This window comes from Rhizobium sp. BK418 (assembly GCF_004341105.1).
GTDB lineage: Bacteria > Pseudomonadota > Alphaproteobacteria > Rhizobiales > Rhizobiaceae > Rhizobium.
This window is the reverse complement of record NZ_SLZK01000013.1, coordinates 43,302-66,407: the sequence shown is the minus strand read 5'-3', so window position 1 is coordinate 66,407 and position 23,106 is coordinate 43,302. Positions and strand designations below refer to the sequence as shown.

Sequence of the window (23,106 nt, the reverse complement as noted above, 5' to 3'; positions counted from 1 at the left end):
AACTCCGTTCGGGCTACGCCCTCTCTGCGTTCCACCGCTGCTGCAGAGTCTCATCTTGATTGACGCTTCGTCTCATCTTGATTGTCGCGCTGCACTCAACGGGCCCCAGTGTGTGGAACCAGGCCGTCATGTCTCTCTGCAGATCCGTTTGCACGGGTTCACCTTCTCTCAGCTGACCTCAGGAATGAAGTAGCGATTGCCGGCGTAGATTCCGAGGGTCAATTGTCTGTGCGTATTCGGAACTTTCAAAATCGATGCTGGTTGGATGGATATGAGCGCATCAATCGCAAAGCGGGGAGGCCGCTTATGAGCAAGATTCGCAAACAACACCTTTCCGGCAAGTCGCTCTTGTTCCTGCTTGGCTTGGGATTGCTCCTTGTCGGACCGCAGGCCGCCGTGGGCCAGGTCGACAGCACGCGGCAACAACCGGATTGCCAGGCGGATAGCCAGCCCTCCATTAAAAAGGATCGGCAGGCGGAGGATGATGGAAAGGAAAGTGATACATCACGCTGCAAAGGCGTGCTGACGCCTCCCCCGACTGGCGATCGCGGAATGGTTGAAACGCCCCCACCCACGGGCGATATGCCGGTCATTCGACCAGGCGAGACGCCGCAGCAGGCACCCCAGCCCAAGCAGCAATAGACATCATATTCGCGGTCCTCCTCGTCAGGCGACAACCTTACGGAAATGTGTCGTAGCCGCCCCCGTCGGAAGGATGGCCTTGGCTGAAGCCGCTCGAAATAGGCCGCGACCGCCGATAGCTCGCTCCGTTCGATCGGTGCTTGAAGCCAGCGATTGACCGAAGACCGGTCAGGATATCGGCCAGAGTGAACTGATCTCCTGCCACGAAAGGCCCTCCCGTCGTGAGGTTTTTCTCCAGAATCTCCATCTTGCCGCTCCATGCCTGGGCGCTCGCGCCAATCACGAAGGGGAGGCATGAGCAGCGTCCTTGGTACAAGACCGAGGAACGCACCGCACCAGGCGCTGTTAAGCTCCGTGGCCCGCCAATAGGGGCGACTACTTCGTTTTCGCGCAGCCTGCGATTGGCGAGTATCCTGCCAAGCGGTGCGTCGACGCAATTAAGTTCAGATCTCCGCGGTCGAAATTTTTTAGTTTCCACCCGATTGACCGGATCCGAAACCATGCAATAATTTGATTAAATCAATTTGATTGAATCCAAAAATAACAAAGTAGGGAACATGAAATGGGACTGGATAAGAGCTTAATCCGCAGGGTTACCACGCGCGCCGGTTGGGCAGCGGCAACCGCATTGACGGTCGTTATGGCCTTTGGGGTATCGGCTGCCTCTGCCGCCGAATCCGTACTGACGATGCATATCGAAGAGCAGACAAGCTGGGTGCAGAACTTCAATCCGTTCGACTTGGCCGGGCGTCGGCAGAGCACCATGGATTTCATCTATGAGCCGCTCGTCATCTTCAACGCGCAGGATGGCGGCAAGCCGGTCTGGCGCCTTGCGACGAACTACAAGTTTTCCGACGACATGAAATCGATCACTTATGAACTGCGTCCGGGCGTGAAATGGTCGGACGGTCAGCCGTTCACTTCGGCCGACGTCAAATACACGATCGATCTCATGCTGAAGAATGCGGCACTCGATACGATCGGTGTCGGCGAAACCGTGGCATCGGTCGAAGCACCATCGCCGACCGAGGTGACGATCAAGCTCAAGGCCGTCAATTCCGATTTCCCGGAATCGCTTGCCGATCTCGCCGTCGTTCCCGAGCATGTCTGGAAGGACGTCTCCGATCCCGTCGCCTTCAAGAATGAGAAGCCGGTCGGCTCGGGACCGATGACGGAAGTGCGCCGCTTTACCCCTCAGGTCTATGAACAGTGCCGCAATCCGAACTATTGGGACGCGGCTTCATTGCATGTCGATTGCCTGCGGCTGCCGCAGATTTCCGGCAACGATCAGATGCTTGCCATCCTGCCCGAAGGCAATATGGACTGGATCGGTTCCTTCATTCCGGAAATCGACAAGACCTTCGTTGCACTCGACGCTGACCACAATGGCTATTGGCAGCCGCCGGCCGAAACCGTCGCGTTCCAGATGAATTTCAAGAGCAAGGACGAGGGCAATCTGGAGGCCTACAAGGACCTGAACTTCCGTCACGCCTTCAGCCTTGCGATGGACCGCAAGTCGATGGTCGACATTGCCGGCTTCGGTTATCCCGTCGTCAACGAGCATGCGTCGGGGCTGCCACCGCGCTTTGAAGGCTGGCGTAATAAGGAAGCCGAGGGCGACAAGGATGCCTTCATGGGCTTCGATACCGAAAAGGCCAGCAAGATCCTCGACGATGCCGGCTACAAGAAGGGTTCGGACGGCTTCCGCACGACGCCGAGTGGCAAGCCGATAAATTTTGCGATCATCGTTCCAAACGGATGGACCGACTGGATCGACGCCGTACAGATCGCCGTCGAAGGCCTGCGTGCGGCCGGTATCAATGCGTCCGTCGCGACACCCGAATACGAACAGTGGCGCAAGCAGATCCTCGACGGCAGCTTCGAGGTCGTCATGAACTCGCGCGCCGATGGCGCCACACCGTTCCGCGGCTATTATCAGAGCCTGTCGACGGCTTATGCTGGACGCGTCACCGGAGCTCCCTCGCGCTATCAGAACCCGAAGCTCGATGCGCTCTTCGATCAGTATCTGAAGGCGACGTCGGATGAGGATCACAAGAAGATTTTCAACGACATCCAGGTGCTCGTCGCCGACGATTTCCCGGTCGTTCCCGTCTTCAACGGCCCGACCTGGTACCAGTTCTCCAGCAAGCGTTTCACTGGCTGGGTGACCGACAAGGATCCCGTCATGAACCCGGAAGATCATGACAACAACCGGATGCGCCTCATGCATCTCCTGCGCCTGAAGCCGGTCCAATAAGACCGCGAGGACAGGGACATGCGTGTTTCCGGACGGCGCCTGGGCGTCTATGCGGTCGCCTTGGCGTTCGCCATCGTGATGAATTTTGTCCTTCCCCGGCTCATGCCGGGGACACCTGTCGACGCCATGGTCGCCCAGCTCGGCCCGCGGGCAACGCCCGCGGCAGTTGAAGCGATCAAGGCGCGGTTCGGTGCCGTCGATCAGCCGATGCTCCTGCAATTCAGCGACTATCTGAAAGGTCTCGCGAGTTTCGATCTCGGCGTCTCCGTCAAATATTATCCGCAGACCGTGACCCAAGTCCTCGGCCGTTCGACGATCTGGACCATCTTCCTCGTTGTCACCGCCATCATCTTTTCGCTCTGCATCGGCGTGGTTCTGGGTGCAGTCTCCGCCTGGCGGCGCGGCGGACGTTTTGACACGATCGTTTCGCCTCTCGCGGTCGTGATGATTTCGGTGCCGCCTGTCATCGTAGGGCTGACGACGCTCTTTGTGTTCGGTGTGTCGCTGCGATGGCTGCCGGTCGGTTATGCTTATGATCCAAACCTCGATCCCGCATTCAACGTCACATTCGCCGGCAGCGTCCTCATCCACGCCATCATGCCGGTGCTGACGCTGTCGCCATTCCTGATCGGGGAATTCCAAACGACCATGCGCTCATCGATGATTTCGGTGCTCGGCGAGGACTATGTAACGATGGGCCGGGCCAAGGGGCTCAGCCATCTAAGCGTGATGTTCAGCTACGGCGCCCGCAATGCGATGCTTCCGGTGCTGACGAACCTTGCGCTAATGCTCGGCGCCGTCTTCGGCGGCTCGATCGTCACCGAGATCGTCTTCAACTATCCGGGGCTCGGCCTCACGCTCTACACGGCGAGCATCGCCCGCGACTATCCGGTCATCCAGGGGCAATTGTTACTGATGACGCTCGCAACGCTCGGTGCAAACTTCCTTGTCGATATCATCTACGGATTTATCGACCCCAGACTGCGGGACGCTGTGTAATGAGCTTCACGCTGAGATCCATCCTTGGCCAGAAGAAAGCCGTTGCCGGCCTCATCATCATCGTCGGCCTCTGGCTGATGGCAGTGCTTGCGCCCGTCATTGCCCCCGGTGAACCCGGCGCACGCGTCGGCCGTTCCCATCAGCCGCCATCCATAGAGCATGTGCTCGGCACCACCAAGATGGGCCGCGATGTCTATCGCCAGTTCGTCTGGGGTGCGCGCAGCTCCCTTACCGTCGGCTTTGCAACCGGCATTGCCATCACCGTCATAGGCACCGCAATCGGCCTCATTGCCGGTTATGTCGGCGGCAAGACGGATGCGGCGCTCGATCTGGCGACCAACGCGGTTCTGGTCGTTCCAAACATGCCGCTGCTGATATTGCTCGCCTCCTTTGCCGGCACGGTGGGACCGATGACGATCATGACGATCATCGCACTGACGTCCTGGCCATGGGGAGCGCGCATGACGCGCTCGCAAACGATGGCACTGCGTAATCGCGATTTCGTCACCGCATCAAAAATGATTGGCGAGCCCGCTTGGCGCATCATCTTTGTGGAGATTCTGCCGAACCTGACGCCGCTGATCGGCATCAATCTCGTCGGCAGCATCATCTACGCCATCGTTGCGCAGACGACGCTCGAATATCTTGGCTTTGGCGATCCGCTGAAAGTCTCCTGGGGCACCATGCTCTACAATGCCCAGAACGCTTCGGCGATCATGGTCGGTGCCTGGTGGGACGTCGGTGTTCCCGCGCTCGGCATCGCCGTGACGGGACTTGGCCTCGCGCTGCTCAACTTCACCTTCGACGAGATCGCCAATCCGCAGCTTCGCTCCGGTCCGGCGCTGTCACGCTGGTTCCGCCTCACCCGTGCCCGCAACCGCCAGCTGGAGGCAGGCCTGTGAGCGACAATCTCCTGGAAATCGAAAAGCTCAATGTCGACTACCTGCTAGACAAAGGCGAATTCCGAGCCGTCAAGGACGTCTCGTTCAATATCGGCCGGGGCGAAATCTTCGGCTTGGCCGGCGAATCCGGCTGCGGCAAAAGCACGATTGCCTATGCCATTACACGTCTTTCAAAGGCGCCGGCCTGGATCACTGGCGGTGCCATCCGTATGGACGGGCAGGATCTGCTCAAAATGCCGGAGCGAGACCTGCAGAAAATCCGCTGGAAGCGCATTGGCATGGTTTTCCAGAGTGCGATGAATTCGCTCAATCCCCTGATGCGGGTCGAAGCGCAGTTCCACGATGTGCTCTATCGGCATACGGGATGTTCGCGACAGGAATCGCGGGCGCGCGGCGAGGAGATGTTCCGGCTCGTCGGCATCGCGCCGCACCGCATCAGCGATTATCCGCATCAGTTTTCCGGTGGCATGCGCCAGCGCATCGTCATCGCTATCTGTATGGCGCTGAGGCCGGAATTCATCATCATGGACGAGCCGACGACCGCGCTTGATGTTGTCGTGCAGCGCGAAATCCTGGAACAGGTCGTCGATCTGCAGCGGAACTACGGTTTCTCGGTCCTCTTCATCACACATGACCTGCACCTGATGGCGCAGCTTTGCCAGCGTATCGGCATCATGCTGAAGGGCGAGCTCGTCGAAGTCGGCGATGTACATCAGGTCAGTCAGGCGCCGTTGCATGACTATACGCGCAAACTCTGGAACGCCATTCCGCAGCTTCCAAGCAAGCCTCACCTTTCAGGAGCACTGGCATGAAGCCCGAGTCATATCCGTCCCCAGCCGGCGCCGTCATACGGCTGGAAGAGATCAAGCGCCATTTCGGCCCGGTGCAAGCGTTGAAGGGCATCTCCTTCTCGCTCTTTCCCGGTCGTGCACTGGCGCTGGTCGGCGAATCCGGCTGCGGCAAGACGACCTGCGCCCGTATCATTGCGCGCCTCGATAGGCCGACGGGCGGAAAGCTGTTCTTTCGCGGACAGGATCTGGCCGCCCAAGGGACGGCGAAAGACGAGCGCCTTTATCGCAAGGACGTGCAGATGGTCTTCCAGGATCCGTTTTCGTCGCTCAATCCCGCCTTCACGGTCGGCCATCACCTTTCCCGTCCGCTGCAACTCCACCGGCAGAACATGTCGCGCTCAGTCCTCGACGAAGATATCGCCGGACTGTTGACGAGCGTCGGTTTGGACCCTGCGATCTCGAAACAGAAATTTCCGCACGAACTCTCCGGCGGCCAGCGTCAGAGGGTCAATATCGCACGGGCGCTGGCTGTGGAGCCGAGCGTGCTGGTGGCCGACGAGCCGACCTCGATGCTCGATGTTTCCATCCGCAAAGACATTCTCGACCTGCTTGCCCGCGTAAAACGGGAGAACGAACTGGCGATGCTCTACATCACCCACGACATCGCGACGGCAGCGCATGTGGCCGAAGAAATCGTGGTGATGTTCGCCGGCCAGATGGTGGAGTGGGGCAATACCGAAATGGTTTTGTCCAACCCGCGCCATCCCTATACCCAGCTCCTGCTTTCGGCCGTTCCCGATGGCGGACGCCCATTCGTGACCGGCGGAAGCGCACGATTCCTCGAGCAGGCGGAGCGGGTTCGTTCGCTCAGCCGTCCGGAATCCGTCGTCATCGAGCGGGTCGGCCCCGATCATTTCATCCGCGCCCTTGGCGCGCAGACCTAACAGGACGTTTCCAATGGATTATCTCGTCAATCTATCGACCTTGCCGCAGGACACAAGATCACAGGACGCCATGGCAAAGGCGGGCGTCACCATCCGCCGTGCACTGCCGCCCGAATTGAAACTGATCATCCGCTGGATCGGCGAACATTTCAACGAAGCCTGGGCCAGCGAGGCAACGGTCGCCATGACGCGAAAGCCGCCGACCTGTTTCATTGCCACGCGCGAAGGCAAGCTCGTCGGTTTTTCCTGTCATGAGGCAACGGCACCCGACTTCTTCGGTCCAACAGGCGTGGACGAAAGCCTTCGCGGGCTCGGCATCGGTCGGGCGCTGCTCTTTGCCAGCCTCAATGACTTGAAGGCGATGGGTTACGGCTACGCGATCATCGGCGATGTCGGCCCTTCCGCGTTCTACAAGAAAGCCGTTGGCGCCATTCCAATCCCCGATTCCGCTCCCGGCATCTATGCCGGCATGCTCAAGAGCTGATTTCCACAGTCCGAAAAGAAAGAAACGATCATGTCCACTCCGCGACCTCAGGCCCTGCGGCTCGAAACCCTTTGGAATCCACCAGTCGATGGCAAGGATTTCTCCTATGTCCTGACGCTCAAGAACCTCGCTGCCGAGCCGCTTTCCGGCTTCTCGCTCTGCGTCAGCGGCCCCGGCCGGGTCGATCCCGCCGGCCGCGTCGAGGGGGCCACGGTTTCCAAGAGGCTGTCGAACTTTACCGAATTCCAGCCACCGGACGGTTTCGTCCTCGACACAGGCGAAACCTGGACGATAGCTGTTCATGAGCTGAGCTGGCAGTTCCGCCATTGGACGGATGGTGCAACGAGCGCCTATCTCGCCCTAGCTGATGGCAGCACCGTTTCGCTCGGGCTCGAGCCGACGCGTTCAGCCGCCAGCAATGCTCCCTTGAAGCGCGGCGCCGAGATCTTTCCAGTGCCGGCCAGCGCACCGGTTCAGGTGTCGATCATTCCCTGGCCTAACCATGTGGCCGTCGCCTCACGACGACCCTTGCCGGCAGGCTTCTTTCTGCAGGCTGATGGTCCAGACGCAAGGGCTGCTGCGGATAGTTTCAAGATACTGGTCGATCAACTCTTCGCCGTCGAAGGAATCATCCGTTCGGCTGCAGAAGGCGCGGTACCCATAACCTTGAAGAAGGCTGCCGGCCTCGGTCCCGAAGCCTACCGGCTGCGCTTCGAAGGGGAGGCAATTATCGTCGAGGGGAGCAGCCGGACCGGGTTCCTCTACGGCCTCATCACACTTGGCCAGATCTGGCGCGGCGCACGCCTTTACCCGCGGACCTTCCAGTTTCCCGCCTCCGGCGAGATCGTCGACGAACCGTCGATGGGCTGGCGCGGCCTGCATCTGGATGTTGCCCGTCAGTTTTATGGGGAGGCGGAAATCAAGAAGCTGATGGCGGTGCTCGCCTGGAACAAGCTCAATCGTTTCCATTGGCACCTTTCCGATGACGAAGCCTGGCGTATCGAGATCGATGCCTATCCGGCGCTGACTGAAATCGGCGCATGGCGAGGCCACGGGCTGGCCGTGCCGCCGCTGCTTGGGTCCAGCCCGGAACGCACTGGCGGCTACTATACCAAGTCAGTCATCCGTGAGATCGTCGCCTGTGCCAAGGGATTTGGGATCGAGATCGTGCCAGAGATCGACATTCCCGGCCATTGTTACGCCATGCTACAGGCAATGCCGGAGCTGCGCGATCCGCAGGAGGCTGGCAGCTATTATTCGGTTCAGGGATTCCCCGACAATTGCATCAATCCGGCGCGTGAAAAGACCTATGAGGTTATCGAGACGATATTCTCGGAACTCATCGAGCTTTTTCCCTTCAAGACCATTCACGTGGGCGCTGATGAAGTGCCGCTCGGCGCCTGGTCCGGTTCGCCGGAAGCACTCGCCCGCTTGCGATCGGTCGCAGGTGACGGAGTTGCTGATGCTCATGCCAGGCGCCTGAATGTCATTACCAACACGCATGGTGCCGACGATATCAACGGTTCGGGCGCGGCGATTCTGCAGGCAGAGTTCCTGAAGCGCATTCAGACCTTTCTCGCCTCCAGGGGCTGCATCACCGGCGGCTGGGAGGAAGCGGCGCACGGTGACGTCATCGACAAGTCGAAAAGCTACCTCTGCTCATGGCGCAATGTCGAAATCTCCGCCGAACTTGCCGATCGCGGCTATGAGATCGTGGTCTGCCCGGGGCAGGTCTACTATCTCGATATGGCGCTGCGGCCGGATTGGGACGAGCCAGGTGCGAGCTGGGCCGGTACGTCGGATGCGGAGAAACTCTATACGTTCGATCCCGTAGGCGGGTGGACGGAGATGCAGAAGCAGAAGCTTCGCGGCATTCAGGCCTGTATCTGGTCCGAACCGATGACGGATCGTGCCGTCTTCGACCGGCTCGTCTTCCCACGTCTTTCGGCGCTTGCCGAGACTGGCTGGACGAGGCCGTCCTCCAAATCCTGGGAACGCTTCAAGGCGCTCGCCGGATTGATGCCGCTGCTCTATGGGCTGCAACAGTCCTAGTCGATTTTGGGACAACGGCGACCTAGTCTTCGCCTCTGGAAGCGAGGCGGAGATTAGCCGACGGGCTTCTGCAGCACGTCAAAGCGTGGATTGGTTTCCGAGAAGATCGGGAGGGCGGCCGCACCGAGGATTGCGGTATCCTTGCCGGTCGTGCCGATCATGACGCGCGGAATGGTCCTTTCCTCGGTCGGATCGATCGGCACGTGCAGCGGCTCCAGCCGCTCGGCTAGTCGGCGCATCATGATGGTGGAAATGCTGCCGCCGAGCACAATTGTCTGCGGATCGAAGGCCAGCTCAAGGAAATCGATCGTCTGCCGCAGCGGCTGAACGGCCTGATCCAGCCACGCATTGAGGCCTTTGCCACGTTCTGCAATCAGCGTGTCGAGATCCTCGGGCGAAAGCTCCTCGGCATCGGCAATGCCCATGAACTCGTAGGCGACGGTTGGAGAGACGTAGCGATCCAGGCAACCGCGCTTGCCGCAACTGCAGAGCCGGCCATGCGGCTCTACGATGATGTGGCCGATCTCACCGGCATTGTGCCGGCTGCCCTTGTAGAGATGCCCATCGAGAAACATGCCGGCGCCGATACCGCCGCCGCCGGCAAGGAAGAGATAGACGAAGCTATTGAAGCCGCGTGCGACGCCGTGCAGGCGCTCGCCGATGGCCGCCGCGGCCGCGTCATTCTCGACAAGAACGGGCACCTTCACGCGCCGTTCCAGCTCATAGCCGACGGGAAAGTCCTGCCAGCCGGGCAAGTTCAGCGGGCTCAGCGACGTGACGCCTCCCTCCGCATAACGGCCAGGCAGCGCCATACCGACACCGAGCAGCCTGTTGCGATCGAAAGAGAAGACTTGCTGCAGATCCTCGACGATCGCAGCCAAAACCGGCATGGCCTCTTTGGGATCCGGATGCTCTATATGGCGTTCGATGCGCGCGCAGACGGCGCCGGAGAGATCGGTCAGCACGCCATTGGCGCGCTGGCGGCCAAGTTCGAGCCCGATCGAATAGGCCCCATGCGGATTGATCGAATAGGGAATGATCGGCTGGCCGCGGGCTAGCTTCTGCGCCTTCGCGGGCACGAGCAGGTGTGATCGCTGCAATTCCTCGACGATGTTCGAGACGGTCTGTGCCGTCAGCGCCGTCATCCGCGCGATCGCCGCGCGCGATAGCGGACCGTTGGTGCGGACAGCCTCAATCACGACACGCCTGTTGTGTGACTTGGCCTGCTCGAGATTGGTGCCGGAAATCGCCTTCATGAGCGTGACCATTGCCACAAGACGATCCCGTGGGGAAGGGGAGAAGTGTGCAGTCTTTTCAATGTGATCGCGACGAAAATTGATGCCGATTGTTTCGACCGCAGTTCACCCATCACTTTAACGGCTGCGTCCCCGCTATCGTTGGGATTTGACGACACCGGACAAGCGTCGAATTCCTCTGAATGATTAGAATTCCGGCAAATCGTCAGTCGGGAATCGACGCTGCCAGGATGAAGCTCTATGGGAGATAAGAAGCCTAACCAATTGGGACGAATCATGAATTTACGCGTCAGCAAGGCCGCAGGAAACACGGTGCTTTTCGGCGTGCTTCTGATGCTGCTTGGCGATTTCCTGTTCTCGCTGAACGACGCCATGGGCAAATGGCTTGTGACGAGCTTCGCGGTTGGCCAGGTGCTGGTCATCCGCTCGCTCGGTTCTTTTCTCATCCTTGCGCCGATGATTGTCCGGCAAGGACCTCGCTCGCTGTTCCAGGTCGAGCGCGTGCCCCTGCAAATCCTGCGCGTTATCCTGACGACGGGGGATGTCGCCTTTTTCTACGCTGCGGTTGCTTATCTGCCGCTTGCAGACGTGATGACCTTTTACATGGCCGGCCCCATTTATGTCGCCGCCCTTTCACATTTCTTCCTGGGTGAGACAATCGGCTGGCGTCGCTGGCTCGCCGTCATCATCGGCTTCATCGGTGTCGTGATTGCGCTCAGACCGTCGGCGGCCATGTTGTCCTGGCCATCGGTCTTTGGCCTGATCGGCAGCCTTTCTTTCGCGCTGACGCTGATCCTCGGCCGCCGGCTGCGACAGACAAGCGATGCCACGCTTGTCACCTGGCAAACAATCGGCGCGTTGTTCACAGGTCTAATACTCAGCATCGGCGACTGGCGCGCAACATCCGCCATCGATTTCGCAGCCATGCTGGCACTAGGGATCATCGCCGGCAGCGCCCATATGATGATCACACGTGCACTGAAACTGGCCCCCGCCTCTTTGCTTGCGCCCCTCCAATACAGCCTGCTGCTCTGGGCAATTATCCTTGGTTACATTTTCTTCGACGAATTACCCGACAAGCAGATTCTGGTCGGCTCCGTCATCATCGTTCTCGCAGGCCTCTTCATCTTCCATCGCAAGAACATAGTGGACATCACGTCTAAAGCAGATGTTCCGCCTGACGGCCATTAGGGGCTATGCTGCCTTCCGATTTCGTCACCTGAGAGGCTATTCCCTCGGCGCTCTCACGGATTGAACTCAGCCTCGCATCCGTCGCAGTCAGTCGCATCAGATGACGCCGTGACTTTATGGTTTCTTCCGGGCCTTCAATAGGCGAAAGGACGATTTGTTCGTCGAATCTCAATCTGTCCAGTCGCGGACCTTCATCCTGCGCTGTCGTCGCCTTGAGATTCAGACGTCTTTTTATGAGGCGTAGGCAACTATGCCATACGAACCTAAATATGAAACGCGGGTCATCCTGAAGGATTGCCCAAGCAGATGCGAGTGTCAGACGTAAATTCCTGGCTTTTCTGTACTGCCGGAATGCGTATTTTTGAGTAAGCGCGACGGCGCTTTTGGCTGCATATTTCGGAAGCTGCGGATTTGCGGCCAACGAGCGTTTGATGACTTCCAAAGCGCCTTGCCCCATTTGAGCGTGGTTGGAAGACATGTTGCCGGGATATTCTCTGTAGCCCACCAGGCGTTCGGGGACGACTTCGATCCAGTAGCGTGCAGCTAACCTGAGCTCGAAATCGAGGTCTTCGCAGCCTCCAATACCTGCTGCGGCGTACGAGCTGTCAAATCCACCTATCTCAAGCGCTGCATCCCGTCGCACAAGAAGCGCGCTTCCATTGCCAATGTATTTGAAATTCAGATGCCGAGCGTAAATGTATCCTCTCGCAATATTGGACGCGCCGGGCCGGATGATCTCATCGTCGCGATCGATGACGTAATGCAGCACGTAGACCGCCGCCCACTGCGAGGAAAGGCCATTGAGAGCATCTATCTGCTTCTCGATTTTCGTCGGATGCCATAGGTCGTCCGCGTCAAGGAATGCCACAAATTGACCTGATGATGCCTCGATGCCGGTATTCCTTGCGGCAGAAACACCGCGGTTTGGAGTGCGTAGCAGGCGGATCCGTGGGTCAATCATCGCGCTCTGCTTGACAAGGTCTGCCGTATCGTCTGTCGAACCGTCATCGACCACGATGATCTCCAGGGCCGGATAGGTCTGTCGAGTTGCAGATCGCAATGTGCGCTCGATAAACGTGGAAGCGTTGAATGCTGGAATAACCACCGAGACCAGCGGCTGAGAGGGATCAAAAGTTTCTCCAGACTCCATCGGTTTTCCCCTATGCCGCAGCCGGGGCGAGGTGGATCTGATGCTGCATCAGGCGGGCAACGGACGATCGGTGGCTGACGATGATCAGGGTCCGGTTGCTGTATTCTTCGAGCAGAAGAGAAAGCACTCGCGTCTCTGTCTCTTCGTCAAGTGCATTGGTGGCTTCGTCGAGAAGCAGGATTTCAGGTCGGCCCGCAAGCGCCCGCGCCAGGCCGATGCGCTGCCGCTGGCCGCCCGAAAGTCTGATCGCCTCATCGCCCAGCCACTCTTCGAAGCCGTAGGGTAATTTCTCGATGAACTCGGTCGCGCAGGCCATATCGGCTGCCCAACGGACGTCTTCTTCGGAGATCTCGCGACGGAAGCGGATATTGTCGAGGACGGTGCCTTCCATCAGCTCGACATCCTGGCCGGAGACTGAAAGTTGTCGCAACCAGCTTGACCGTTTGATGGTCGAAAGATCCTTACCGTCAACGGTGATGCGACCCTCGGTCGGCTGAATGAGGTCGAGAACCATGTTGAGGATCGTCGTCTTGCCGGAGCCGCTCGGGCCGATCAGCGCGGTCGTCTCGCCGATCTTAATCGAGAAGCTGACATGGCTGACGGCGGGCACGCTGCTTCGCTCGTAGAGGAAGGAGACGTCGTGGAAAACGATCTCGCCCTTCAGATGTCTCAGCTCTTCCCCGTCGCAGACCCCTCGGGCATCGTCCGCTTCGGAAATTATCGTGAGAACGTTCTGCAAGGAGGCTTCCATGGCGTGCAGGCCAAGAATCTGGGAGTCGAAATCCTTGATATGTGGCTGAAGTCTGTAGAGAAGGACGGTGGCCGACAATGCTGCGCGGAAATCCACCGGGAGAAATTGCGAAGACAGGATAATCGTCAGGATCACGCCGAACGTCAGCGCCTCACTCAGCAGCGAGGTTGCCGCGCCCAAACGATCGGAGCGGGACCAGGCCCGCCCAACATCCTTTGAAAGGGCGTCGAAAATGATTTCGTGGCGGTTTTCAAGCCCGAAGCTTTTTACCGCCTTCAAGGTCTGCAATGTAGTCCATGTTAATTGTGTCAGATCCTCCACGGCCGAAAGGGCAGTCTCGCCGATACGCCGATAAGCATCGGCAAATAGGCCGAGCGTCAGATTATGGACAACGCCGAAGACAAGTCCGAGCAGAGCGATCGGCCATGCCATCACCAGCATTCCGGCGCCGAAGATCACGATGGTCCCGAGACTGATCCCGAGGCGAACGAGACTCGCATGTGCCGAAGCGACGGCATAGGATTCAGTGGCGATCACATTCATGATGTCGCTGCGCTCGTAATGCTGAAAGCGCTGGAACGGGATCGTTAGGATTTTTGAATAAAGACGGCGCCGGATTCGATCGCTGATCTGATGACTGACGGTGCTCGCAATGATGGAGTTGGCAAAGCCCAGAGCGATCCTGAGGATGATCGCGCAGATGAGGACCGTGACCAGCATCGGCTTTGAGATCGCGGTATCGAACCCGCCGAAAAATGCGGGAAACCAGCCGACAGCTGTTCCGGAAGCAGATCCCTGCTGTCCAAGGACAAAAATCAGGCTGACAAGAAAGGTGATGCCGACCATTTCCATCAGACCGCTAAGGATGCCGACTGAAATCATCACAAAGGTCTTCATCCGAAGCGTCGGAATAAGTTGTAAAAGCTCTCGGAAACGGGCCGCGACGACCAGATTGAGGGGCCTTGGTGGCTTGCCCGAAGCGGACTTTCGCATCGTCGTCATGCATCACCCGCGCGCAGCGTGGTGAACTCACCGGCCTCACCGATAACAGCTACTTTAAACCGATCGTGGAATGACGTACCGCTTTCTGGAAATGCGATGCTGATCGCGGGGCCAGATGGTATTGGAGCCTTTGGCGACCGATTTGCCAGCCGTCGCGCTTGCTGTTTGGCCGCGTACCAGACGAGGCGAGTGCCGTAGACGGCGAGTTTCGCGGAAAACCGTCTCGCAAGCATCAGCGCCAGTTTCCTGACCTGATCTTGATCTCCGCTGGAAATCGCCCGCTTGAAGTACCATCGTGCCATGTCGAATTCCGCAACGCTGACGATGGCGGCAAGCCGCGGGTGGCGTTTTTTGACCTCTGCCATCACCAGGGCATGAGATTTCAGCATGCGATAGGCATTGCTCGACATATTTCCCTGAGTGAACCGGTATCCGGTTAGAAAACCAGGAACCACAGCGAAGGGCAGGCTTTCGGCGAGTGCGAGATAGAGTTTCAGGTCTTCGCATCCCTCGGCCTCTTGATCACGCAACGCCGGATCATAGCCACCGCATGCCAGAACATCGGCGCGCGGCATGAGCGGTGTGCTGCCATTACCGATAAAATTTTCCCGAGCCATGATTTCGAAGACGTCGCCCTTGTGCAGCACGGGTCTCGAATGGTTGAAAATCAAGTCATTCGCGTCAATTGCCACATACCAGTTGTAGGCGACCCCTCGTCCTTCGGGAAAGCTTCTCAGAGCTTGGACTTGCAACTCAATCTTGCGGGGATGCCAGAGATCGTCGGCATCGATCGGGGCTATATAGCTTCCGGTTGCTTCGTGAATCCCGTGGTTGCGGGCACGCGCTACCCCGCCATTTTCCTGCCGCAGAACCCTGACACGCGGATCCTTGAGGCGATAATCACTTGCCAGCTCGTAGGTTTTATCCCGCGAGCCGTCGTCCACTACCAGGATCTCAAGGCGTTCATAGGTCTGGTTCGATACGCTCTGAAGCGTGTCAACAAGAGTTTTCTCGGCATTGTAGGCCGGAATGATGACCGTGACCAAAGGGAGGAAAGGAGCGCTCATCGCTTGCTATCCAATGAACGCATCGGGTTGGCCCATCAGCTCGGCAAAGGCCCCGAGTGGAAGGTCACCGCGGACTTCAAGGCGTGGTAGGGAAAGCACTTGGTCAGCAGAGCTCGCCCTTGCAGGCTTCGTCGAAAAGCCGATCTCGTAACCGGTGTGGGCAAGAATGCTGGGGACACGGAAATCGATGGAGCCGAAGGGAAGGGCGATTGATGTCACAGCCTCGCCCAGCTGGTTTTCGAGCGCATTACGCGACAGAGCAGCTTCGCCAAGCAATGTGGCGTTGTCGAGCGAACTCGCCGGCCTGTGAGACGCCAAATGGGATCCAAAGCAGATACCCTGTCGGTGCAGAGTCCGGATATCGGCCCAGGACATTAGCGGGGCCGGCTCCCCGTAGGTGGCATCCCAATCCGACGAGCCACCAACCTTGTCCGTCACCACGAAAACGTCTGCGCCAAACCCGCTCTCAGCCAGAATGGGAAAGGCATCGGTGAGAAAATCGAGATAGGCGTCATCAAACGTCAAGACGACGGGACGTCCTTGGATCGGTTTGCGCTCGCGCAGCAGTGCGGCAAGGCTCTGGGCAGTCAGCGTATAATAGCCCTGCCGCCGGAGGAACTGCATCTGCTTGCGGAAGATCTCCGGCGCGACCCGAAACCGACTGAGTGCGTCCGGCCCGTCGAGCGCAATTCTATGATACATCAGCACTGGAACCGAAGTCGTCACCTCGTTCGTCCATACCGCCCCGCGATCGACGCCGGCCGGGCCCCAGATAATGTGCTTGGCTACATCTGCGTCGAGAGGGGCGCCGTAAGCTTCGATCCGCACGGCGGCCGGTTTTGCCGTCGTGTGCTTTGCGAACCGATGGATTGCGTAAAGCTCGGTCTCGATCGTTTCTTCCAGCACCAGTTCAGGGAGGTTCGACAGGACTTCCTTGATCGTGCCTACGCCAAACGGATTGTTCCAGTCGAAACCGGTTCTGTCGGGTTCGTCGCGACGGATATGGGCATGTGCCGTGATAAGGCGCCCTCCCGGTTTCAACGCCGCCGCGATCTTCCGGCATACCTGTTCCAGGATCTTCTCGTCGTCCATGTAGTATAGGACCTCCGAGCAGACGATCAGATCCTGCTCGGGCGGAAGTTCACTCCCGACGAAATCTAGGACGCGAAACTCAGCGTTCGTACACGCCCGACATCTCTCGGATGCCCTTTCAATGGCGCGGCGCGAAATATCCGTAGCCGTCAGGAAACCGACCTTCTCAGCGAGCCTCGCCGTGAATATTCCTTCCGCGCAGGCGAGCTCGAGCGCTTTTTCGACCCCTTCCGGAACAAGGCTCAGCGTCTGGTCGTATTTAACCTGCTCGTAGACAGACAGGTAGTTCCACGGGTCCGGGCGCTCGAAAACACGCTCCCAATATTCCTCTTTCGTTGCGGGTTCCGGCAAAACCGTCTGCGCATCTCCTGTTTCGGCAGACACGCCGCTCCTCTCGGCAACTGGTCCGGGGAACTGCCGCCCGTGACGGGACTGCACCTCCAACAAACGTGCGTCATTGTCCCCAGCCTCCGTCGCCGCGGATTTGACGAGCACGTTGCGACGTATCGCGTAGGAGAGCTGGTTGAGCTGACGTCGTCGCCCCCGCCGCTGCCGGGCTATTTTGCCCAAAACCCTGGTGTTGCGGACGGCTTCGGCTGCCCAGGAGCAGCCATAAGTAAAGGTCAAAGGGGTGGGCACGTGATCTCCGGCCCGGAGCTCATCGATGATGAGCCTGAGTTGAGCGCGAACGGAGAGGTCTCCCCACAGAGGGCCCACATACGATCCGACATGTTTCCCTTCGGAAAAGACGTGCAGTAGCAGCGTATCGACCCCGTTCGCCTTGGCAACCGAGATCAGGTTGCCGGTGTCGACTGCAACCACCTGCAGACGGCCAACCGAGTAGGAGCGCGACTTATCGGCAGCCGAGATTGACCAGACAACGAACTCCTCCAGGCGGCGCCCGGTCCCGGGCAGCGAGTATTGCTCGAGCAATTGAACAATGTCGAGAAATGCTGGTTTCCAGCGTTCTGACAAATCGATGAGATCGGCGGCATTCGCCGTTGCCAGACCTGTTTGCAATCCATGCAATATCACCGCGCCGAGAAAGCTCTCATAACCTGAGGCGTTGGGAAATTCGGGTAAAAGCTCCGCTAGCGCGGCTAGATCAGCTCCCGTACACAGGTTGGCCGAAGCGGTCCAGGCGAGCATCCGCAATTGCCCGAGAGCCGGCGCCGTCCACCGGGCATCCTCATCATCCGCCGACGGTTTCTCTTCCACGCCGAGGGCCTGCGCCCTGGTGGTAACCCGGATTGCGTCCCTTACCATCTTAAACGGATCGCCCGAGAGCGAGCCGGCCTTCATCCGATAGAAGGCAAGGCACTGGTCGACCTGTTTGAATTCAGCTCCTGCAAACGCCATACGAAGCCAGAGATCCCAGTCCTCGCAGGTCTGCAGCTCGGTATCCATGCCGCCAAGCCGGACGAGAAGGTCTTTGGGAAAAACCACTGTATGAATGGCCAGGGCACAAAATGACGAGAATTCCCGCTTTGCTCGATCGCCCGCCAGATTGGGGGGCGTTTCGATTTCGAGCATCCGGCCATCCGGCGTGACGCGGCGATAGCTGCAGCATGCGATCACCGGCTGGGGGCCATCCGCAGCAATCGGCAGCATGCATTCGATGAAAGTTGGATCCAGCCAGTCGTCCGCGTCGAGCATGCAAAGAAAAGGGGCGGTCGCAAAGCCGGCGGCTGCGTTACGCGCTGCGGCCGCGCCGGCATTCGCCTGACGATGGATCAGGATCCGGCTGTCAGCTTTCGCAAAGCCTTCGAGCGCATTCCAGGTATCGTCTTTCGAACCATCGTCAACGACCACCGCCTGCCAGTTCGATACCGACTGTTTTTGCAAGCTGCCCAGGCAATCGGCCACGGTCTCCGCCGCGTTGTAGGCGGGGATGAGGAACGATATGTCCGGCTTCGATGCGGCTGTCACCATGCTGGCATCTTCCAGCGGCGAAGGACATACCACGCACCGTTCAGGCAGCCCAGTATTTCGTCCTTGAGAAAGAAGTTGTCCGAAGTTGCTTCCTTGCGCAGCCGTCTCCTCAGCCTCCGGAGATAATATTGAGGCAACGAAACCAGAATGCGCCGCAGATTGCCCCGGTTTCCGGTGTTCTGGTATTGGACCAGCAGTGCCGCCACGTGACCGCTCATATATTGGCGTATTTGCTTGGCGAGTCCCTTCATCTCCTTGCGATGAAAATGCCAGGAAACAGCCGTCGGCTCGTAGCGACAGGTGCCGCCATAATGGAGAAGCCGGTTCCAGAATTCGGAGTCACCCGAACACCCTGCCGCACCCATATCCAACCGCACGTCGAACAATCCGATTTCATCGAACACCCGACGCCGGAAGGCCTGGCTTGCGCCGGCGCCGATCAGCCATGCCTGCGCCCCGTGGCGCGCACTTTGACGATAGAAATCCGGACCGAAGTCTTGGCGCTTGTAGCCTCTACCAAATCCCCAATGAGTTTCGAATATCAGTTGGGCGGGCGTGGAAAGCTCCCCGGGAAGGACAAGGCCGGTGACGCATCCGATTTCAGGCCGGTCGAAAGCCTTCATCAGGTTCTCCAGCCAACGTTCGTGCAGAACGACGTCGTCATCGGTGAACGCCACGAACTCGGTCTTTGCCGCGCGCACTGCCGCATTGCGAGCGTAGTCCAACCCAATCCTGTTCTCGCGCACATAGGTCGCGCCAGCCGCTTCCACGGCACGGCGGGTGCCATCGCCGGTTGAGGCATTGTCGACGACGATTACTTCAGCCGGAGGCAGAGATTGTTTGGGGATTGATGCGAGGCATCTGGCCAGTTGATCCGGCCGATCCTTGGTGCAGATCAGGAGGCTGACGTCGCGGTTCGTGATCGGCGCCTGCGTCACATTCCGAGCGTGTTCGATAGTTTCCGGCAGCACGGCGCGCGCAGCCAGCGCGGCAGGGCTTTCTTGCTCTTCGATATAGGCCTGACCAACAGGGAGGCCTTCGGAAACGAAGACCACGAGCCCGGCGCCGATCGCCGGGCCATTCGCACCAACGTCATCCGACGAAAGATCCAGGTACCGGATAGGCACGGGGAAGACATTGTTTTTCATGTCACGCGGTATGGCGTCACTCATTACTACACTCTGCGCCAGGTGCTGGGGAACTGTTCAGCGTCCTGCCTTGGCCAGCCGGCGGGAGCCCCCCTGCGCAACCTTTGCCGAGGTAATTTTCATCTCCTCCCTGAACCAGTCCAGAGTCTTGGCGACGCCTTCCTCATAGCTAATCGTGCACGACCATTCGGGCATCACATAGTTTGCATTCGTCAGGTCTGGCCGTCTGTTTGTCGGATCGTGCGGCGGCGAAGGCTCGAATACGATCGGAACACCGCCCATCAGGCGCGAGACATACCGCGCCACTTCCAGGACTGCGATTTCCCGGTCGTTCCCGACATTAAGCGGCCCCCTGTAATCCGTTTCGGTCATCCAGAAATAACGGGCAAAGCCGTCGATGATATCGTCGACATAGCCCCAGCTTCGGGACTGGAGGCCATCCCCGAACACCGTAATGGGGCGGCCGGTCAGCGCCTGCGCGGCGAAGTTGGAGACGGCGCGGCCGTCGTCCGGTCGCGTCCTCGGGCCGTATACGTTGAAGGGACGAACGATTTTGACGTCCAGACCCTGCGTGCGCTGCATCTCGAACAGCAAGGACTCGGTGCAGCGTTTGCTTTCGTCATAGGACGAACGTGGTCCGGTGCAATCGACCTGGCCCTTATAGGACTCCGGCTGCGGCGAAACGAGCGGATCGCCATAGACCTCCGAGGAAGAGGTGAAGCAGAAGCGGCCTCCTTTTTTCAGAAGGTCCAGAAGACGAAACGCTCCGATGAGATTTGCCGAAATAGTTCTCTTGGGTTCCTTCATGTACCATGGAGGTGAGGCCGGAGAAGCAAGGTGATATACTTCGTCAAACTTATCCGAAGTCTGAAGCTTTTCCACGTCGGACCGGACGAAATGGAAGCGAGGATCCCTTATATGGGAAATATTCTCCTCACGCCCGGTCCAAAGGTTGTCAACAACAACCAGCTTTTCGACGTCGGCGCGATTTAAAAGCCTGTCGCACAAATGCGACCCGAGAAAACCAGCTCCGCCTGCTACAAGCACTTTCTTCATGACTTCTCCAACAGATGGCATGTTTCGATTTGCTTATATTCAGAGTATCTACAACGCAAAGAAATGGTCAACGCTACGGCCATCTTTCCGAAGTTTAACGTTAAGACCTTTGATTAATGTCGAGAATTGGAATAAAGTTTTATTGGGTTTGCCTGAGTTCAAAAAGAATCCTCCGGGTTCTCTTGCGTCCAGCGCAATGATATTTCAGTCCGGCCGAGTGGAGGTTGCTTTTAGATTATTAGCGCGCGCCCCCCGCAAATCGGAGCGCCAAGGGAGTGATCTTCATCCAATGCGCGCCCTAAGGGACGGCCTTCAATGTCCCCGATAAAGTAAACACGATCGTATTGTGGCTTTTTTTTGTGCGGTGCGCACCCCGGACCTTAGTCCGATATGGCTACTTCTTTTGGTATATACCAAAATCATTAAAGAATCCTGCGATATTCTAGTTATAATATACTTAACTTCAGATTGAATCTTCAAGAGGCCATTGCGACCTTATTTAGACCGACAGCCGTTGTCGGGCCGCTGCCCCCATTTGCGTCACCACAGCTGATCCCGTGTTGCTTCCAGAAGGTCATCTGAGCTCCCTATCAAGGCGAAGCCGCTTCATTACCTTTAGCAATGGACGTCACGAAACCTAAACCAGCAAGTTGCAGACAATGGCTACCCATGGCGGCAGTTTTCATTTCTGCGTAAGGAACCACTTTCCCGATTGACAGGACCACTTCTGTCGATATTCTATTATAAAAATCGACATAACATAATTGTGGAACATTAAACCGGGAGCATGAAATGAAGACATTTGTCGCATTCCTTCTCGGCACAGCGATGGTCGCTTTGCCGACAACTTTGATGGCTCAGGAGAAGGGGGGCGTGATCAACGTCGCGACGATCGGCGAACCGCCGACGCTTGATCCGATGTCCTCGACCGCCGACCTCGTCGGCATCGTTACGCAGCATATTTTCGAGACGCTCTACACTTTCGACAAGAAGTGGAGCGTGACCCCGCTTCTGGCTGAAAGCCTGCCGGAAATCAGTGCCGACGGTAAGACCTATACGATCAAGCTGCGTACTGGTATCAAATTCCACGATAACACCGACATGACTTCGGAGGATGTTGTCGCCTCGCTGAACCGCTGGATGAAGATTGCATCGCGTGGCAAGCAGGTAGCAGGTTTTATCGACTCCATCACGGCTGCCGATCCGGCGACCGTGAAGATTTCGCTGAAGCAGCCCTATGCGCCGCTGACCTCGCTGCTCGCCTTCAACAATTCCGCCGCTATCATCATTCCCGCTGAAAAGCAGGATGAACCGATGAAGGAGTTCATCGGCACCGGCCCCTATATGCTGAAGGAACGCAAGGCGGATCAGTATATCCAGCTCGTCCGTTTCGACGGCTACAAGTCGCGCGACGGCGAGAGTGACGGTTACGGTGGCGCCCGCCACCAATATCTCGACGAAATCCGCTTCGTGCCAGTTCCGGATGCCAACACCCGCGTTGAGGCTGCCGTATCCGGCCAATACGATTACGTCGACTCGATCCCGGTCGAATCCTTCGATAAGCTGAAGGCTTCGACCGCGTCGCAGCCTGTCATCCTGAAGCCGTTCGGTTACCCGGTCTTCGTCTTCAATACCAAGGAAGGCATTGCTAAGAACATCGAGGTCCGCAAGGCAATCCGTCAGGCGCTCAGCATGGAGGACATGCTTGCCGCTGCTTTCGGAAGCACGGATTTCTATACGCTCGACGGCGACATCTATCCCAAGCCTTACGCCTGGAATACGGATGCCGGGGTCAAGGGTAATTATAATGCGGCCGATCCGGAAGGTGCGGCGGCTGCGGCGAAGGCTGCAGGCTACAATGGCGAGCCGATCCGTATTCTGACCAGCCGCCAGTACGAGTTCCACTACAAGATGGCGCAGGTCGCCGCCGAATATCTGAAGGCGGCCGGCTTTGCCGTCGATCTGCAGGTCGTCGACTGGGCAACGCTGACGCAGCGCCGCACCGATCCGAAGCTTTGGGATATCTACATCAGCCACAGCCCCTTCCTTCCGGAGCCGGCGCTGATCGGCTCGCTCTCGCCGAGTTCGCCCGGCTGGTGGGATACGCCGGCGCGCAAGAGCGTCGTCGATGCCTTCACCTCGGAAGTCGATCCGCAGAAGCGCGTGGCACTGTGGGCTAATGTCCAGAAGACCATGTATGATGAAGTGCCATATATGAAGATTGGCGATTTCAACGCGGTATCGGCGGAGTCGACGAAGCTCGAAGGCGTCGATCCGGCTCCGTGGCCGTACTTCTGGAACGCATCCATCAAGAAGTAGTGCTCCATCGGGGGATACCGGTGCGTCCGCGCCGGTATCCTTTTCCATCGTGCTCGCCCGGCACCAGGATA

The 23,106-nt window shown here is 58.3% G+C and carries 17 protein-coding genes; 10 read left to right on the top strand and 7 right to left on the bottom strand.

What is annotated here, in order from left to right; genetic code table 11:
* The first annotated feature begins 306 nt into the window (after positions 1-306).
* The 8 genes from EV281_RS30200 to EV281_RS30165 all read left to right on the top strand — a co-directional run bounded on the left by EV281_RS30200 (position 307) and on the right by EV281_RS30165 (position 9,071).
* A complete protein-coding gene (locus EV281_RS30200) occupies positions 307-642 on the top strand; it encodes a hypothetical protein (protein ID WP_132658517.1) in 336 nt (111 codons plus the stop codon).
* A 562-nt stretch (positions 643-1,204) separates the two neighbouring features.
* Entirely contained in the window at positions 1,205-2,899 is a 1,695-nt protein-coding gene (locus EV281_RS30195; RefSeq protein WP_132658516.1) for an ABC transporter substrate-binding protein, read from the top strand.
* Between the two features lie 18 nt (positions 2,900-2,917).
* The gene (locus EV281_RS30190; RefSeq protein ID WP_132658515.1) at positions 2,918-3,898 is read left to right on the top strand and encodes an ABC transporter permease; all 981 of its coding nucleotides are present in this window, start codon (positions 2,918-2,920) and stop codon (positions 3,896-3,898) included.
* The gene (locus EV281_RS30185) at positions 3,898-4,800 is read left to right on the top strand and encodes an ABC transporter permease (protein WP_132658514.1); all 903 of its coding nucleotides are present in this window, start codon (positions 3,898-3,900) and stop codon (positions 4,798-4,800) included. The genes EV281_RS30190 and EV281_RS30185 overlap by 1 nt, the downstream gene beginning before the upstream one ends.
* Positions 4,797-5,612: an ABC transporter ATP-binding protein gene (locus tag EV281_RS30180; RefSeq protein ID WP_132658513.1), complete on the top strand. Its 816-nt coding sequence runs from the start codon at positions 4,797-4,799 to the stop codon at positions 5,610-5,612. The genes EV281_RS30185 and EV281_RS30180 overlap by 4 nt, the downstream gene beginning before the upstream one ends.
* The gene (locus EV281_RS30175; protein ID WP_132658512.1) at positions 5,609-6,535 is read left to right on the top strand and encodes an ABC transporter ATP-binding protein; all 927 of its coding nucleotides are present in this window, start codon (positions 5,609-5,611) and stop codon (positions 6,533-6,535) included. Before EV281_RS30180 ends, EV281_RS30175 begins: the two co-directional genes overlap by 4 nt.
* Positions 6,536-6,548: 13 nt before the next feature.
* Positions 6,549-7,019, top strand: a complete 471-nt coding sequence (locus EV281_RS30170; protein WP_132658511.1) for a GNAT family N-acetyltransferase — start codon at positions 6,549-6,551, stop codon at positions 7,017-7,019.
* Positions 7,020-7,049: 30 nt separating this feature from the next.
* On the top strand, positions 7,050-9,071 hold the full coding sequence (locus EV281_RS30165) for a beta-N-acetylhexosaminidase (protein WP_132658510.1): 2,022 nt from the start codon (positions 7,050-7,052) through the stop codon (positions 9,069-9,071).
* A 53-nt stretch (positions 9,072-9,124) separates the two neighbouring features.
* On the opposite strand, the gene EV281_RS30160 is transcribed toward EV281_RS30165, so the two are convergent.
* Entirely contained in the window at positions 9,125-10,327 is a 1,203-nt protein-coding gene (locus tag EV281_RS30160; protein ID WP_132658523.1) for an ROK family transcriptional regulator, read from the bottom strand.
* A gap of 276 nt (positions 10,328-10,603) precedes the next feature.
* Here EV281_RS30160 and EV281_RS30155 point away from each other — a divergent pair, with 276 nt between their 5' ends.
* A complete protein-coding gene (locus EV281_RS30155) occupies positions 10,604-11,518 on the top strand; it encodes a DMT family transporter (RefSeq protein ID WP_132658509.1) in 915 nt (304 codons plus the stop codon).
* Here the strand turns inward: EV281_RS30155 and EV281_RS30150 are convergent.
* The 6 genes from EV281_RS30150 to EV281_RS30125 are packed head-to-tail and all read right to left on the bottom strand — an operon-like array spanning position 11,487 to position 20,716.
* Positions 11,487-12,668: a glycosyltransferase family A protein gene (locus EV281_RS30150; RefSeq protein WP_132658508.1), complete on the bottom strand. Its 1,182-nt coding sequence runs from the start codon at positions 12,666-12,668 to the stop codon at positions 11,487-11,489. The two genes, EV281_RS30155 and EV281_RS30150, sit on opposite strands and share 32 nt — an antisense overlap.
* 10 nt (positions 12,669-12,678) lie before the next feature.
* Positions 12,679-14,421, bottom strand: coding sequence for an ABC transporter ATP-binding protein (locus tag EV281_RS30145; protein WP_132658507.1), 1,743 nt, complete (start codon positions 14,419-14,421; stop codon positions 12,679-12,681).
* Positions 14,418-15,488, bottom strand: a complete 1,071-nt coding sequence (locus tag EV281_RS30140; protein WP_132658506.1) for a glycosyltransferase family 2 protein — start codon at positions 15,486-15,488, stop codon at positions 14,418-14,420. The genes EV281_RS30145 and EV281_RS30140 overlap by 4 nt, the downstream gene beginning before the upstream one ends.
* 6 nt (positions 15,489-15,494) lie before the next feature.
* Entirely contained in the window at positions 15,495-18,512 is a 3,018-nt protein-coding gene (locus EV281_RS30135) for a trifunctional glycosyltransferase/class I SAM-dependent methyltransferase/polysaccharide deacetylase (protein ID WP_132658505.1), read from the bottom strand.
* Positions 18,506-19,684, bottom strand: a complete 1,179-nt coding sequence (locus EV281_RS30130; protein ID WP_132658504.1) for a glycosyltransferase — start codon at positions 19,682-19,684, stop codon at positions 18,506-18,508. The genes EV281_RS30135 and EV281_RS30130 overlap by 7 nt, the downstream gene beginning before the upstream one ends.
* Before the next feature lie 33 nt (positions 19,685-19,717).
* Positions 19,718-20,716 carry an NAD-dependent epimerase/dehydratase family protein gene (locus EV281_RS30125; RefSeq protein ID WP_132658503.1) on the bottom strand — a complete coding sequence of 333 codons (999 nt, stop codon included), beginning with the start codon at positions 20,714-20,716 and terminating at the stop codon, positions 19,718-19,720.
* Between the two features lie 792 nt (positions 20,717-21,508).
* Between EV281_RS30125 and EV281_RS30120 the strand changes: the two genes are divergently transcribed.
* On the top strand, positions 21,509-23,035 hold the full coding sequence (locus tag EV281_RS30120; RefSeq protein ID WP_132658502.1) for an ABC transporter substrate-binding protein: 1,527 nt from the start codon (positions 21,509-21,511) through the stop codon (positions 23,033-23,035).
* Positions 23,036-23,106: the final 71 nt, after the last annotated feature.